The sequence below is a fragment of the Rhodococcus sp. MEB032 genome, from assembly GCF_030208925.1.
In the GTDB taxonomy this organism is placed as follows: Bacteria; Actinomycetota; Actinomycetes; order Mycobacteriales; family Mycobacteriaceae; genus Rhodococcus_F; species Rhodococcus_F qingshengii.
In genome coordinates, this window is the sequence record NZ_JARVSY010000010.1 from 447,766 (window position 1) to 461,881 (window position 14,116).

15 protein-coding genes are annotated in these 14,116 nt (G+C 60.7%); 5 read left to right on the forward strand and 10 right to left on the reverse strand.

Annotation, left to right across the window (positions count from 1 at the left end):
- Positions 1–3 precede the first annotated feature (3 nt).
- Positions 4–450 carry a MarR family winged helix-turn-helix transcriptional regulator gene (locus QRN54_RS12350; protein WP_003940281.1) on the reverse strand — a complete coding sequence of 149 codons (447 nt, stop codon included), beginning with the start codon at positions 448–450 and terminating at the stop codon, positions 4–6.
- A 12-nt stretch (positions 451–462) separates the two neighbouring features.
- The gene (locus tag QRN54_RS12355; RefSeq protein ID WP_030535154.1) at positions 463–867 is read right to left on the reverse strand and encodes an EVE domain-containing protein; all 405 of its coding nucleotides are present in this window, start codon (positions 865–867) and stop codon (positions 463–465) included.
- 145 nt (positions 868–1,012) lie between these two features.
- Here QRN54_RS12355 and QRN54_RS12360 point away from each other — a divergent pair, with 145 nt between their 5' ends.
- Together QRN54_RS12360 and QRN54_RS12365 are read left to right on the forward strand one after the other, a co-directional pair.
- Complete coding sequence (locus tag QRN54_RS12360; protein WP_285182081.1) at positions 1,013–1,690, forward strand: TetR/AcrR family transcriptional regulator; 678 nt, start codon at positions 1,013–1,015, stop codon at positions 1,688–1,690.
- Positions 1,687–2,607: a TIGR01777 family oxidoreductase gene (locus QRN54_RS12365; RefSeq protein WP_050656413.1), complete on the forward strand. Its 921-nt coding sequence runs from the start codon at positions 1,687–1,689 to the stop codon at positions 2,605–2,607. The genes QRN54_RS12360 and QRN54_RS12365 overlap by 4 nt, the downstream gene beginning before the upstream one ends.
- Here the strand turns inward: QRN54_RS12365 and QRN54_RS12370 are convergent.
- On the reverse strand, positions 2,565–3,533 hold the full coding sequence (locus tag QRN54_RS12370; RefSeq protein ID WP_007731334.1) for an NAD(P)/FAD-dependent oxidoreductase: 969 nt from the start codon (positions 3,531–3,533) through the stop codon (positions 2,565–2,567). The two genes, QRN54_RS12365 and QRN54_RS12370, sit on opposite strands and share 43 nt — an antisense overlap.
- A 94-nt stretch (positions 3,534–3,627) precedes the next feature.
- On the opposite strand from QRN54_RS12370, the gene QRN54_RS12375 reads away from it, so the two are divergent.
- Positions 3,628–4,137, forward strand: coding sequence for a MarR family winged helix-turn-helix transcriptional regulator (locus QRN54_RS12375; RefSeq protein WP_118606639.1), 510 nt, complete (start codon positions 3,628–3,630; stop codon positions 4,135–4,137).
- Positions 4,138–4,143: 6 nt separating this feature from the next.
- Here the strand turns inward: QRN54_RS12375 and QRN54_RS12380 are convergent, their stop codons facing one another.
- The 6 genes from QRN54_RS12380 to prpD form a co-directional block, all read right to left on the reverse strand.
- On the reverse strand, positions 4,144–4,617 hold the full coding sequence (locus QRN54_RS12380; protein ID WP_054781518.1) for a MerR family transcriptional regulator: 474 nt from the start codon (positions 4,615–4,617) through the stop codon (positions 4,144–4,146).
- 10 nt (positions 4,618–4,627) lie between these two features.
- Positions 4,628–5,488, reverse strand: a complete 861-nt coding sequence (locus tag QRN54_RS12385) for an SDR family NAD(P)-dependent oxidoreductase (protein WP_047269779.1) — start codon at positions 5,486–5,488, stop codon at positions 4,628–4,630.
- Between the two features lie 60 nt (positions 5,489–5,548).
- Complete coding sequence (locus QRN54_RS12390) at positions 5,549–6,331, reverse strand: enoyl-CoA hydratase (protein WP_081558419.1); 783 nt, start codon at positions 6,329–6,331, stop codon at positions 5,549–5,551.
- Between the two features lie 189 nt (positions 6,332–6,520).
- Positions 6,521–7,642 carry a bifunctional 2-methylcitrate synthase/citrate synthase gene (locus QRN54_RS12395; protein WP_003939898.1) on the reverse strand — a complete coding sequence of 374 codons (1,122 nt, stop codon included), beginning with the start codon at positions 7,640–7,642 and terminating at the stop codon, positions 6,521–6,523.
- On the reverse strand, positions 7,639–8,556 hold the full coding sequence (gene prpB / locus QRN54_RS12400) for a methylisocitrate lyase (RefSeq protein ID WP_099697539.1): 918 nt from the start codon (positions 8,554–8,556) through the stop codon (positions 7,639–7,641). The genes QRN54_RS12395 and prpB overlap by 4 nt, the downstream gene beginning before the upstream one ends.
- Positions 8,556–10,058 carry a 2-methylcitrate dehydratase PrpD gene (prpD, locus tag QRN54_RS12405; protein ID WP_003939787.1) on the reverse strand — a complete coding sequence of 501 codons (1,503 nt, stop codon included), beginning with the start codon at positions 10,056–10,058 and terminating at the stop codon, positions 8,556–8,558. Before prpD ends, prpB begins: the two co-directional genes overlap by 1 nt.
- A 167-nt stretch (positions 10,059–10,225) precedes the next feature.
- Here prpD and QRN54_RS12410 point away from each other — a divergent pair, with 167 nt between their 5' ends.
- Both QRN54_RS12410 and QRN54_RS12415 read left to right on the forward strand, forming a co-directional pair.
- On the forward strand, positions 10,226–11,647 hold the full coding sequence (locus QRN54_RS12410) for a short-chain fatty acyl-CoA regulator family protein (protein ID WP_285182083.1): 1,422 nt from the start codon (positions 10,226–10,228) through the stop codon (positions 11,645–11,647).
- Between the two features lie 67 nt (positions 11,648–11,714).
- Positions 11,715–12,710: an endonuclease/exonuclease/phosphatase family protein gene (locus QRN54_RS12415; protein ID WP_050656987.1), complete on the forward strand. Its 996-nt coding sequence runs from the start codon at positions 11,715–11,717 to the stop codon at positions 12,708–12,710.
- A gap of 70 nt (positions 12,711–12,780) precedes the next feature.
- Here QRN54_RS12415 and QRN54_RS12420 read toward each other — a convergent pair whose 3' ends face one another.
- Entirely contained in the window at positions 12,781–14,019 is a 1,239-nt protein-coding gene (locus tag QRN54_RS12420) for an HNH endonuclease signature motif containing protein (RefSeq protein WP_054781515.1), read from the reverse strand.
- Positions 14,020–14,116: the final 97 nt, after the last annotated feature.

Consider the following 14,116-nt stretch of genomic DNA (forward strand, 5'->3'; position numbering starts at 1 on the left):
TTGTTACCGTCGATCAAGCGCGCCGAGCATCGCGACGAAGGCCGCCTGACGATCCCCCAGAGCGGCGAAGAATTCCCGGTCCGAAGATTCCACCGCGCGGTTCGCCCTGCCGGCCAAGGCCGCACCCACCGGCGTGACGGCAAGCGAGCGAGCACGAGCATCGGTCGGATGTGGACGTCGTTCGACAAACCCCTTGGATTCGAGGGTCCGAATCACCTGTGACGTCATCATCGCGTCGGTGCGCGCGTACTCGGCAAGACCGCGTTGAGTTATCGGCGTCTCTGCATCCAGCCAGGTCAGTGCTGCGAGCAGAACGAACTGTACGTGGGTCAGGTCGAAAGGTCGCAGCGCCGCGCGAATCGAGGCTTGCCAAGCATTGGTGACACGCCACAACATCAGACCGGGACTCTCGTCCGCGTCCTCGAAGTCGGTTTCCAGTTTCTTCGCCACAGCGCCAGTGTGTCAGCTCGTCGTCGAACGCAGAACCTCGACGTCGTTGTCATCCAACGGAATCAAGCCACGCCGGAGTTGATACCCCCAATTCGGTGCCGAGGTCAGCGCCAATCGACTCCGGACTGCGTCGAGAGGAACGGGGTTGAACTGTTCGTACCGAACTCGCCGCCGAAACGGCTTGAAACACCCCTCGTCCGCCTGCCAGATCTCACCCTCTTCGATCACACCGAGAGCTGTGAACTCGCGCAACGGATCTCGGTCGCCCATGGACTCGACCGGCGAATAATAGACAAGCACGTCACCTGCTTTCATCCGTACCAAACCAGCTCTCTTTCCGTGCCCGATCTGTGCGATACCGAGATCCACTGCGCGACGCACATGTTCGGCAGAGACAACCCCTAACCAGGCATTCATCGCCGGCCCCCTGGCGAACCGAAAGCACATTCATTCATACATTTAGTATGCGCGCTTATTATATTTCACGCAACAGATCCACTCTTGAACGTGTTCAACTCCAGGGCGTACGCTGCACTTGAACATGTTCAAAGAAGGAGTGTCGATGAGTAGTCGCGGGATCGAGACCAGGGAAAAGCTGGTGGAAACAGCATTGCGGCTCTTCCGCGACGAGGGCTTCGCAGCGACGACCATGCGCAAGATCGCAAATGAGGCAGAGGTCTCGCTCGGGAACGCCTACTACTACTTCGCCAGTAAGGACGAACTGGTTCACGAGCTGTATCTCGTCATCCAACGCGATCACCGCGCTCTGGCGCTTCCACTCCTTCGCGAAGGTGGGTCACTGACAGAAAATCTCAGGATTGTTCTGCACACCGGACTCGATGTCATGGGGCCCTATCACGGCTTCGGTAGCACGTTTCTGCACGTTGCACTGCCCACCGCATCACCGTCCAGCCCGTTCTCGGCCGAGTCGACCGATGCGAGATCGATGGCCGTCGATCTGATGCGTGAAGCACTGGCGGCGTCGAAGCAGAAGACTCCGGCGTCATTGGAGACCCAGCTCCCCACGCTCTTGTGGCTCAGCTATCTGGGCGTGACGCTGCACTGGGTCACCGACTCGTCTCCGGGGCAAACGCGCACCCGATCCCTGGTCGACGGCCTGGTACCGATCATCGCCAAAGCGCTCACACTCGCCCGGCTGCCAGTGGCACGAGGTCTGGTCGGCGATGTCGCCGCCCTGATGACAAAAGTCGTTTCTGCAGAGGGGAACACAAAACCATGAAGACCGTTGTTGTCTGTGGTGCGTCGGGTTACGTAGGCCAACACCTTCTTCGAACGCTCGAATCCAACGGGGTCGACGTTCGGACGATCGGCCGGGGAGGAACGAGCGATGCCACGTGGTCCGACGAGCACGGCGTCGCCGATGTACTCAGCGGCACGGATCTGCTCGTCAACCTCGCCGGCCGCTCCGTGAGCTGCCGCTACAACAAGCGCAATGCCGACGACATCTTCTCCTCCCGAGTGGAAACGACTGCACTGTTGGGTCGTGCGCTGACCCGCACGCCGCAGCCACCCTCACTCTGGGCGAATGCCAGTACCGGCACGATCTACCGAGACGCACGAGATCGACCGATGGACGAGAAGAACGGAGAGCTGGGAAAGGGATTCTCCGTAGCGGTCGCGCGAGCGTGGGAACACGAATTGTTCTCAGCCCCAACGCCTGTTCGCAAAGTGGCGTTACGAATGTCGATCGTCCTCGGAGCCGGCGGTGGGGCGATCAATCCGTTCGTCAACCTCGCCCGAATGGGCTTCGGCGGACGAATGGGCGACGGCCGACAGATGTTCAGCTGGATTCACATCGCCGACGTCATTCGCGCGATCATCCACGTCTACGAGAATCCGGAGATCTCAGGCCCGGTCAATATCGCATCCCCGTATCCGGTAACCAACACCGACATGATGCGGATGGTACGAGCGAAACTTGGCCGACAATATGGGTTTCCGACGCCGGGCTGGATGCTCGAGTTCGGCGCACGAATCATCCGCACCGAGGCTGAACTGGTAACGAAGAGTCGCTGGGTTTCACCAGGGGTGCTCGCGGACAGCGGCTTCCAGTATCAATTTCCGACGTTGGAGTCTGCGCTGAACCAGATCGCTCAAGAGACCCCGCGAGGGTTGCTTCCGGTTTCACTTGGCTGAAGTTCGGCTGCGATCGCAACCGCTCGCACAATATCCTGCTCGAGCAGATAGTGATTCAGTGCAATCGCAGCCTTTGATCCGGCAGCGGCGGCGGTGATCAACTGCGCCGGAGAATCCGACACATTCCCCGCGGCCCAGGCTCCAGGCACACTTGTGCTGCCTGCAGGATCAGTTACCACCCAACCATTTTCGTCGGCTTCACACCCCAGGTCAGTCAACAGATCGCCTCGCGGAACAAATTGTGGGCCGACAAACACTACGCTTCGCGGAATCACCTGACCGGAGGCCAGTTCGACGCCGTCCAATCGACCATCGCCAACCGAAACCCCGGCCACGTCACCTTCGACAATGCGAATCCCTCTGGCAGTCAGCCGCTCCCGTTCGGCTCCGGTCAGCTCGATACGGTTGGGAAAGAAGACGACATCCTCCGACCATTGGCGCACCAACGACGCCTGATGAATGGTGAACGGCCTGTTGTCACCACCGAGCACACCGATCGGGGAATCTCGAACCTCGTATCCGTGACAATAGGGGCAATGCAGAACATCGACTCCCCACCGATCGTGCAGCCCAGCGATGTTCGGCAGCTCGTCACGTAACCCCGTGGCCACCAGAACAGTCCGTGCCTCCAGCTGCGCGGTCGCATCGGTTTGCACAAGAAATCCACCGTCATCCGTGCGCTCGATTCGGATTGCGGTGCCAGTCGTCATTTCGCTGCCGTACTCGAGAACCTCCTTGCGGCCGGCCGCAAGTAATTGCGTAGGACTCTCACCATCCCGCGTCAGGTACCCGTGCAGGTGCTCGGAGACACCATTGCGCGGGTTACCTGCATCGACGATCATCACTCGCCGCCGAGCCCGAGCCAGAACAAGCGCGGCACTCAACCCCGCCGCACCGCCACCGACAATCACCACGTCGAACCTCATGTGCTCCCCCAGTCCGCAGATCGTCCCACCCGAGACGGTGGGCTATTCTGGCAATCTAGCAAATTTGTTTACCGGTTAACAAAGTTGAGGAATCGTGAACGAACCAACACTCCGCTCCCGTACCTGCAACCTCTGGGCCGAAAACAATCCCGACCTCGACACCTCGCCCATGGAAGTAGTCGCGCAACTCAAACGGATTACGGCGCTTCTCGAACTAGCAGTCGAACCGGTATACCAAACCGCGGATCTCACCGTCTCGGAAGTGGAACTGCTTGTGCCACTGCGATACGCCGAGGAACCGGTCACCGCGATTCGTCTCGCCGAACGCCTCGGTATGTCTCGGGCCGGGGTCAGCAAGGCACTCGCGCGACTCGAGAAGCGAGGACTCGTCTCCCGCACAAGCAATCCCGAAGACAGGCGATCTGCACTGATCACGATGACGGTCCAGGGAAACGCTGTCGTCGACGACGTCTTTCCTCGCGAACTCGCCGCTCACGGTGAATTGTTCACCCAACTCGGCCGGGACCGGGGGAAGGTCCTTGCCGCACTCGAGCGACTGGCAGTATCCATGGAAAGCGGGCTGAATCGAATGCCGGGCAAGTAATCGGGGTTACTCCTGCTCTCCGGTCCGCCCGCCGTACGTCGCAATCTTGTACTCCGTCGCAGCCAAAGACAACGTGAGCTCCTTGATCTGCCGACGAACGGTGTCCCGGTGCTCGAGCAGCATGTCGAGCCTCTCCGGAATTGTCCCTTCACCGGCGTCGACCAGTTCGACGTAGTGCTGCAGGTCGCGAATCGCCATACCTGAAATACGCATGCGGGTCAGAAACACCAGCCTGCGAACAGATTCCGGACCGTACACACGATGTCCGCTCGAGTCACGATCGACCTCGACCAGACCGATCTTCTCGTAGTAGCGCAGCGTATGTGCCGAGACATCCAGCAGGTCCGAGACTTCGGCGATCGACATCGGCTCCTGAACGTCCCCTGCATCGACGAGTCGGTGAATCACCTCGATCGACATGGGCCCGTCCACTTCCCCAAGTGCCTCGAGTGCCTTACGCATCAAGTCTTCCGTAGCCATGACTCTCAGCCTAGAACGGGCGGACAGGGCCGGCAGCATCCGCGAAGTCTGCACTGCGAGCCAGGTCGGCCCAGACGCATACCTCGGCGAGATTCTTCCGATACGACGCGGAGACACGCTCCACGGCTTCCTTTCCGAGTGGCAGACGAAGTGGCACATTCTCGCTGTGCACAAGCGAGGTGATGATCTCTGCTGCTTTCTCCGGATCACCCTCCTGAACACCGTCTGCGGCCGCCATGTCCCGCAGAACGGGATCCAGCAAATCACGGTATTCCGATGATGATTCGGCGAAGCTCAGAACGCCAGGCGTGTTGAATGCTGTACGGAATCGGCTGGGCTCGACGATCATCACCCGAACGCCGAACTGCGCGACCTCACCGGCGAGAGCCTCCGACCAACCCTCGAGAGCGAACTTCGACGCCGAGTACGCCCCGACACCGGGAAACGACATACGGCCGCCTTGACTGCTCATCTGCACGATCGTCCCGCTGCCCTGCACTCGCATCGACGGAAGGACGGCGCGCACCAACGCGGCGGGTCCGATCAGGTGCAGTTCCATGAGATCCCGCAAGGTCGAATCGTCCACCATCTCCGCCGCGCCGACCATCCCACGACCGGCATTGTTGACCAGCACGTCGATGCGACCGAAACGCTCGAGCGCATATTCGACGATGCTGGGTGCCGCCGCGGTGTCGCGGACGTCGAACGTCACCGCCGAGAACCGATCCGGATGCTCCGACGCGATATCTGCAACGGACTCGGGACGACGAACTGCAGCGACTACCGCGTCCCCCGATCGAAGTGCAGACAGTGCGAGTTCACGGCCGAAACCCTGAGAAACTCCAGTGATGATCCAGGTCTTTGTTGTCATGGTCGGCAACGCTAGGGGTTAGAGCGCGCTCCAACGCAAGCCTGTGGTTCTACCGCCGAACTACACGCCGGCCCACACCGGTCGTTCCCCGCGAAGGAAACCGTCGACGCCGGCTTTGAAGTCGTCACTGCTGTAGATCATGCTCATCAGATCATCGTTGTCGGCAATCACTCGGGTTCTGATGCGTCGCAGGGACTCCCGAATAGTCCAGACGGTCATCGGGGCGGCGGCAAGTAGATCGCGAGATACCTGGGCAGTCAGGGTCGCGAACTCGGACTCTGTTGCACAGTCGCTGAGGAAGCCGCTCCGCAGAGCCTCGCCACTCGACATCACCCCAGCCCGAGCGATCAACGACATCAGACGCGAACTGCCGATCCTGTCCGCCAGCAACGCCACGGAATGGATCGACAACGAGTTTCCGAGTGTGCGCGCGATCGGTAGGCAGAAGCGTGACCCCTGCGTCGCGATCCGCACATCGCACGCTGCCGACAGCAACAGCCCTGCTCCCGCGCACACACCGTCGATGACCGCGAGGGTGGGAACCCTCACTTTCTCGAGTTCGGTCAGTACGCCAACGAACCGGCTTTCGTAGTCGAGCCCGTCCTGAAAGCTCGAGAAGGTTTGAAAGTGGCCAATGTCGGAGCCTGCCGAGAACGCCTCTCCCCCAGCACCTCGGAGAGTGAGTAACCGAATCTCGCGGTCGGAGTCGGCGCGCCGGCAGGCTCCGGCAATGGCGTCGTACATCTGCGGGGTCAATGCGTTGCGCTTTTCCGGCCGGTTGAACACGACGTCGAGGGTCTCGCCACGACGGATGATCAAGATTTCTTCGTGCGTTTCAGTCATGACACTCACGTTATTTCCGGTAGAGAAAAGCCGAAACACATTGCACTTGAATATCTTTGCGAATTCTCGATGCAAAGTTGCAGATAGTGCGAACGGAGAAGCGTCGACGAGGCCAGGAGACGGTGATGCCAGAACCGAACCTCGCCGACGCAGTATCAAAGGGGTGTCATGCCACGACAGCAAAAAGTGTCATGCCACGACTGTGCGCTGTGGCACGCCCGAATACTGGCTCAGCGGCCTGATCAGTGCATTCGACTGCCCCTGCTCGATGATGTGCGCCGTCCATCCGGTGATGCGGCTCATCACGAAGATCGGCGTGAACATCTCGACGTCGAAGCCCATGAGGAAATATGCAGGGCCCGTGGGGAAATCGAGATTCGGCTTGATTCCGGTGGCACTGACCATTGTCTTCTCGAGGATCTCGTACATCTGCACCCACTTCTCGCCGTCGGTCGCTGCCGCGACGTCGAGGAGGGCCTGCTTCATGGTCGGAACACGCGAATCACCGTTCTTGTAGACGCGGTGCCCGAAGCCCATGACCTTCTCCTTGACAGCCAACTTCTCCGACATCCAGGCTTCGGCGCGGTCGGGGTCGTCGATCTCGAGCATGTCGTGCATGACAGCTTCGTTTGCACCGCCGTGCAACGGGCCCTTGAGTGTGCCGATAGCAGCGGTCACTGCGCTGTAGATGTCCGAAAGTGTGGACGTCACAACACGAGCGGCGAACGTCGAGGCGTTGAAGGAGTGCTCCGCGTACAGGATCAGCGAGACCTCGAAGGCCTTCACGATCGCCGGCTCCGGAACAGCACCGAAGCACATGTTCAAGAAGTTTTCGGCGAAACCCAGATCCGACTGCGGCGCGATGGGATCCTGACCGCGCCGGCGGCGGAAATCGGCTGCGACGATGGTCGGCAGCACAGCTGTCATCCGCAGCGCCTTGGCCAGATTGGCCTTCTCCGAGTTGTCGTCCTCCGCCGGATCCTCGGCGCCGAGGTAGCTGATCGCCGTGCGGACAACATCCATGGGGTGGCAGTTGTCCGGCATCTTGGTCAGAAGCGAGAGCAGTGAGCGGTCGGCACGACGGGCCGCACGCTCACGCAGGCAGAGTAATTCGAGCTGCTCGGGAGTCGGCAGTTCGCCGTACCAGAGCAGGTGCGCAACTTCTTCGAAGCTGCAGTTCGCGGCAAGGTCCTGCACTGCGTAACCGCGATACGTCAACGAATTCGTCTCGGGCACTACCTTGGAGATAGCCGTCGTATCGACGACAACTCCGGCCAAGCCCTTGTAGATCGTCGGAATCTGTTCGGTCATGTCCTACTCCCCTCCAAGCTGAAATTGAAAATGCCACTGTCGAATTCGTTGTAGCGCTCGTACTCGAGAATCTCGTACAACCTGCTGCGATGCTGCATTTCGCCGAGCAGTCCTTCTTGCGTGCCCTCCGCAAAAATCTCGCGCAGACCCTTTTCGATAGCGAACATCGCCAGCCGAAGGGTGGTCACGGGGTAGATGACGGCGTTGAAACCGATCTCTTCCAACGTCTTCGCCGAAATGAGACTCGACTTCCCGAACTCGGTCATGTTGGCGAGGAGCGGAGTGTCGACCGCTGCGCGGAACTTCTCGAAGTCGGCCTCGGTGGCAAGAGCTTCGGTGAAGATCAGATCGGCACCGGCATCCACATAGGCCTTTGCTCGCTCGATCGCCGCGTCGATACCGTCGATTCCGGCAGCATCGGTGCGCGCGCAGATGACGAAGTTCGGGTCACGACGCGCCGACACTGCAGCACGAACACGGCGAACCATGTCTTCGGTGGGCACAATTGCTTTGCCGTCGAGGTGCCCGCAGCGTTTGGGGTTGATCTGATCCTCGAGGTGCAGACCGGCTATTCCGTCGTCCTCGAAGATCGTGACCGTGCGGGCCGCGCTCATAGGTTCACCGAAACCGGTGTCGGCGTCGACGAGCGTCGGGAGGTCCGTGACGCGCGCGATCTGCTTGCTGTGGCCGGCGACCTCGGTCAAGGTGGTCAGTCCGATGTCGGGAAGCGCCAATCCGGCGGAGTACGCACCACCTGAAACGTAGACACCCTCGAACCCGATTTCCTGAATCAGTCTGGCTGTCAGCGGATTGATCGCACCCGGGAGTCGTTGAATCTTTCCGGACGTCAGCCCCGCCCGGAAGGCAATCCGCTTGTCGGCTGCAGACGTCGCTGCTGCGATGAGGCCCGACATCAGAAAAGTCCCTTGGCGACCTTGGGAGCTCGAGCGAGAACGTCTTCGGAAACGGTGAAGGTCAGCTGATCGAGTTCGCCTGCCTTCAATTCGGCGGTGCGCTGAGCCGCATCGAGGAAGCGGTCCTGTTCGCTCGGCTCGATGACGCCCTCGGCGAGGGTGCGGAATTTCGCGACGTACTGATCGCGAGCGAACGGACGTGCGCCGAGCGGGTGCGCATCGGCCACCGCAAGCTCGTCGACGATGACTTCGCCGCTCTTCAAGGTGATCTCGGCGCGCGCACCGAAAGCCTTCTCGTCCGGATCCGTCGAGTGGTAACGGCGTGTCCATTCGGGATCTTCGCGCGTGGAGATCTTGTTCCACAGCTCGATCGTGTCCGCGCGCTGTGCACGCTCGGACGCGTAGGAATGTTCGTGGTGCCACGTACCGTCCTGTAGCGCAACGGCAAAGATGTACATCACCGAGTGGTCGAGGGTTTCACGCGAGGCGGTCGGGTCGAACTTCTGCGGATCGCCGGAACCGGTGCCGATGACGACGTGGGTGTGGTGACTGGTATGCAGGACGATCGACGCGATCTGGTCGAGATCACCGACACGAGAACGCATTCGGCGAGCGAGGTCGATCGGCGCCTGGCTCTGGTACTCCGCGGAGTGTTCTTTGGTGTACGAGTCGAGGATGGCGCGCTTCGCCTCACCCGAACCGGGTAGCGGAACGTGGTACTCCTTGTCCGGGCCACCGAGTAGCCAGGCGATGACGCCGTCTTCGCCTTCCCAGATCGGTGACGGTGCGCCCTCACCGCGCATCGCGCGGTCGACCGCCTCTACGGCAACCTTGCCTGCCAGCGCAGGCGCGTACGCCTTCCAACTGGAGATCTCGCCCTTGCGGGACTGACGTGTCGCCGTCGTGAGGTGAAGCGCCTGGCCGATTGCCTGGTAGACCGTCTCGGTGCCCAGGCCCAGCAAAGTTCCGATACCTGCCGCAGCCGAGGGGCCGAGGTGTGCGACGTGGTCGATCTTGTGCTCGTGCAGGCAGATAGCCCGAACCAGGTCGATCTGGATCTCGTAGCCGGTCGCCAGACCACGAATCAGGTCTCGACCGTCACGGCCGGTGTGCTGAGCGACGGCGAGGATCGGCGGGATGTTGTCACCGGGGTGCGAGTACTCGGCGGCGAGGAACGTGTCGTGGAAATCGAGTTCACGAACCGCGACACCGTTGGCCCAGGCGGCCCATTCAGGAGAGAACGTACCGGGGATACCGAACACGGTGGAGCCCGGCGTATACGGATGCGACTGTGCTTGCGCCCGCGCATTCACCACGGGACGGCGCACCAGGGAAGCTGCGGCAACTGCCGCGTTGTCGATGATCCGGTTGACGATCATGTCGGATGTGGCGTCGGTGACGTCGACGGAATCCGTCGCAACTTCCGCGATCTTCCACGCGAGGTGGTCTTCCTTGGGGAACTCTTCGGCAGAGCGGTGAGTGCGTACGAGATGCGTCTTCATCGGTCCTCTTCTCACGTTCTTCGGTATCTATTTGCACGCTACGCAGCTCATTCACCTCGGGATAGGCCCTCGCAATTGCCTATTTGTGCAATGACAATGCTGCAATGTTGCGAATGTTGCGAATAGCTTCTCGGTAGGGTGAACGCGATCGGCACCGAGGAGATTCGATGAAGAAGATGTACGCGGGAGCGCGGCTGCGACGGCTGCGGGAGGAACGAAACCTGTCACAGTCCGCACTGGCGAAGGCACTCGAACTCTCCCCCAGCTATGTCAATCAACTGGAGAACGATCAACGACCGCTGACGGTGCCCGTCCTTCTCAAGCTCAACGCCGAGTTCGATCTCGACGTGCAATTCTTCGCCTCCGATTCCGACGCACGCCTGGTTGCGGACGTTCATCACGCCTTGGCCGAAACTTCGGAATCTGGAGACGTATCTCTGGCCGAGGTGGACGAATTGGTGGCCCGCATGCCGGCGGTCGGACGCACCCTCGTGATGTTGCACCGCCGCCTTCACGCCGCGACAGAGCAGTTGGACCAGTTCTCGACGCAGTTGTCCGGCGAACCAGCGTCCGATGTGTCACTCGTACCGATGCCCTACGAGGAAGTTCGGGACTTCTTCTACGACCGAAAGAATCACATCGCCGTTCTGGACGACGCTGCCGAGCAGATGTTTCTGGACAACGGATTGTCCGTGGGCGCAGTGGATTTGCAACTGGCACGACTACTTCGCGATCAGCACGGCGTCACCGTGACGATCCGTAACGACGAACCCGACAAGCTCGGCCCCAAGCGTTACTACGATCCGAACAAGTCGGTCCTCACACTCGCCCGTCGTCTGTCGGCAGGACAACGCGCGTTCCAGATCGCAATGCAGTTGGCCTTCTTCACGCAGGCCGACGTGATCGATTCCCTTGTCGCCGAGGATGAATCATTGAGCGCCGAGTCCGCAGCGCTGGCTCGCGTCGGACTCGCACACTACTTTGCCGGCGCACTGCTACTCCCGTACACCCAATTCCTGCAATCCGCTGAGGCCTTGCGGTACGACATCGACCTGCTCAGCCTCAGGTTCGAGGTCGGCTTCGAGACAGTCTGCCACCGGTTGTCCACTCTCCAACGACACGGCCAACGCGGCATCCCTTTCTTCTTCGTCCGAACCGATCGCGCCGGAAACATCTCGAAGCGTCAGTCTGCTACCGCCTTTCACTTCTCCAGAGTCGGAGGCAGCTGCCCGCTGTGGGTCATCCACGAGGCATTCGCGAGCCCAGGTCGCATCCTCACTCAGGTCGCGAAGATGCCCGACGGCCGGACATACCTCTGGGTGGCGCGCACTACCCACAGCGGCGGACTCGGGTACCTCGCACCCGAGCGCAACTTCGCCGTCGGACTCGGTTGCGACATCGGCTACGCCGATCGCATGGTCTACTCACACGGAATTCAGACGGACGACCCCGCGACCATCGTGCCGATCGGCGCGGGGTGCAAAGTCTGTGACAGGCCAGCGTGCTCTCAACGCGCCTTCCCCCAACTCGGCCGCTCGATCTCCGTCAGTGAGAACAGCAGCAGCCACCTTCCGTATCCGCAACAATAGGGCGCAAACAATAGGGCGCACCGACTCCACCTGCAGTTTCCCGGAGCTACGACGCTCTTCTGCTTCCATGGACGTCATGCAACCCGATGCCGTGACCCCTCGTCGACTGGTTCTTCGCCGCCTTTCGGCCGTGGCCGGTGTGGCCGGCATCGTGACTGGTTTGGTTGCCTTGATCGCAACTCAGTTGGACGTCGATCACAACATCGTGATCGTTCTGGCGTCAGTGGCGCCCTTGTTGATGATTGCTCCGCTGATCGGTGCCGTCGTCTCGGGTATCGGGCGTCAGTGGATCGTGTGCGCCGCCTCGATCCTCGTCCTTGGGTTGTTCGGATGGTCTGTGAGCCCGCTGTACATCGGCGGAACTGGGGAGTCGACGTCTGCGAACGGTCCATCGATTCGAATCATGCAGGCCAACTTGATGGTCGGTGCAGCGGATCCGGAGTCGCTTGTGGCGATGGTCCGCGAACGCGAGGTCGACGTGGTGACGGTCCAGGAGTTGACGTACCAGGAAGCCGACGCGCTCAAAGCCGCCGGGCTTGACGAGGTTCTGAGCCACCAATTCCTCGTCCCGTACACCGACGGTGGTGGCGGGGCAGGAATCTACAGTCGCTTTCCACTCTCCAATCCGCGTAGCCTCGACGGATTCTCACCCGAAACGCTGTCCGCAGAACTGAATGTCGGCTTGGCGCAGCCAGTCACATTGTTCGCCGTGCATCCGGCACCGGCGTACATCTCACCGCCTTCGGTGTGGGCGGACGAGCAGCGAAGGCTTGGGTCTTACATGGACAAAGTCGCCGGACGGGACAACGTGATAGTGAGCGGCGACTTCAACGCGTCGTACTCGAACAAACAGTTCCGGAATCTTCTCACGAACGGATACACCAGCGCCGCCGACCAATTGGGTTCCGGCCTGATCCCGACCTATCCGACCGACAAGCGGTATCCGGCGGTGGTCGGTATCGACCACATCATCACGAAAGGCGCCGTGGCGACATCCTTGGAACGGATCGAGATCGAGGGATCCGATCACCACGGCCTGATTGCCGACATCACGTTGTCTTGAGTAAATACTGGATTGAGCAAGCACCAGGGCATGGTTGTGCCCCGGTGCTCACGTCTTCAGTTGTCGCGATTCACGCCGCGGTGGGCGGACTGTTCCCGCCGATCGGATGCTGATACGGATCAACCGACATCGGTGGATAGAACACCGATTTCCGATCCGGTCCGATCTCGACCCGCCACTCGGTGTGATGCAGCGTCCGATGATGATGACCGCACAACAGAATCAGATTATCGAGATCCGTTGGGCCACCATCACCCCAGTGAACAATATGATGGGCATCGCACCACCCCGACGGAGTCCCGCACCCCGGAAACGCACACCCACCATCACGAACCGCAAGAGCCCGCCGCTGCGGAACCGTCGCCGTTCGCGCTTCCTTACCGCAGTCGAGCGGAACACCACTCTCGTCCAACAAGATCCGGGTGACCGTGCAGTCGCACGCCAACATCCGGGCCGTGTCGATACTGATCGGACCCACCCAATCCGTCCACGCGAAACCCAGTTCTTCGGTGGACGGCAGGAGGTCCTTCAACGCTTTGAGGTCGGTCATGTCTTTCGCCGACGCGGTCACCGTGATGTGCGGTTTCACTCCGCCTTCGATCGGACCCAACCCCGCCCGCTCGTACCGCCGCAGTAGTTCGCAGAACCCGTCCGCACGCCGTAATGCCGGAGTACGCGTGTCCTTCACGCCGTCCTTCTCCGGCGTCGGCGCAGACAGACTCGACAACAACGTAATCAGACGCGCCCCGTTCACAGCATCTAGGTCGCCCTTCACCGACACGCGCCCGTACAAACCTTTCGAGGCATAGAACTCGTTACGCTCCGAATCCTCACCCACCGGAACACCGTCCTCACGCTTGCCGTACTGCTTCTCGATCCGCCGGATCGCCGCCCGCACCGCATCACAATCGGCAATGTTCTTCGACGCCAGGCCAAGCAGGATCCCGCGGGCCTTGTCCACATCCGCCGGCGTCATGTTCTTCGGTGGATGCTGACAAAACGACGCCACCTGCCGCGCCTTCAACGCATCAACATCCCCGCGGTGAAACGCATCGCCGACAACAGGTTCGAGCATCAACAACCGCGCCAACCCGACCAGCAGACTGCACTCACCGATCTCCAGATTCGTCGAACCATGCAACCACTGAGCGATCGCCCGAAAACCCCTCCCGCCAAGAACGTCCCGGGAAAACATCTCCACGATCAGCAACACCATCCGCGACTGCAACTCGTGTCGGGCGCGCACCAGATCGAGAACCTCACTCTTGAGGTCCTCGCCATCCAGTTGCCACGCTTCCCGACTGTCCATGCTCAAAGTTTAATCGAACATACTTTCGAGAACCAGAGACAAAACGGACAACTTCAAAAAGGTGCGCGACTCGAGACCTGTTGAAGTACAGGCTCGT

Coding starts and splice junctions, on each gene's coding strand:
- QRN54_RS12420 (WP_054781515.1), bottom strand. CDS start 14,019: ATGGACAGTCGGGAAGCGTGGCAACTGGATGGCGAGGACCTCAAGAGT.
- QRN54_RS12410 (WP_285182083.1), top strand. CDS start 10,226: ATGAAGAAGATGTACGCGGGAGCGCGGCTGCGACGGCTGCGGGAGGAA.
- QRN54_RS12380 (WP_054781518.1), bottom strand. CDS start 4,617: ATGGCTACGGAAGACTTGATGCGTAAGGCACTCGAGGCACTTGGGGAA.
- QRN54_RS12370 (WP_007731334.1), bottom strand. CDS start 3,533: ATGAGGTTCGACGTGGTGATTGTCGGTGGCGGTGCGGCGGGGTTGAGT.
- QRN54_RS12415 (WP_050656987.1), top strand. CDS start 11,715: ATGGACGTCATGCAACCCGATGCCGTGACCCCTCGTCGACTGGTTCTT.
- prpD (WP_003939787.1), bottom strand. CDS start 10,058: ATGAAGACGCATCTCGTACGCACTCACCGCTCTGCCGAAGAGTTCCCC.
- QRN54_RS12390 (WP_081558419.1), bottom strand. CDS start 6,331: ATGACTGAAACGCACGAAGAAATCTTGATCATCCGTCGTGGCGAGACC.
- QRN54_RS12395 (WP_003939898.1), bottom strand. CDS start 7,642: ATGACCGAACAGATTCCGACGATCTACAAGGGCTTGGCCGGAGTTGTC.
- QRN54_RS12385 (WP_047269779.1), bottom strand. CDS start 5,488: ATGACAACAAAGACCTGGATCATCACTGGAGTTTCTCAGGGTTTCGGC.
- QRN54_RS12365 (WP_050656413.1), top strand. CDS start 1,687: ATGAAGACCGTTGTTGTCTGTGGTGCGTCGGGTTACGTAGGCCAACAC.
- QRN54_RS12360 (WP_285182081.1), top strand. CDS start 1,013: ATGAGTAGTCGCGGGATCGAGACCAGGGAAAAGCTGGTGGAAACAGCA.
- prpB (WP_099697539.1), bottom strand. CDS start 8,556: ATGTCGGGCCTCATCGCAGCAGCGACGTCTGCAGCCGACAAGCGGATT.
- QRN54_RS12355 (WP_030535154.1), bottom strand. CDS start 867: ATGAATGCCTGGTTAGGGGTTGTCTCTGCCGAACATGTGCGTCGCGCA.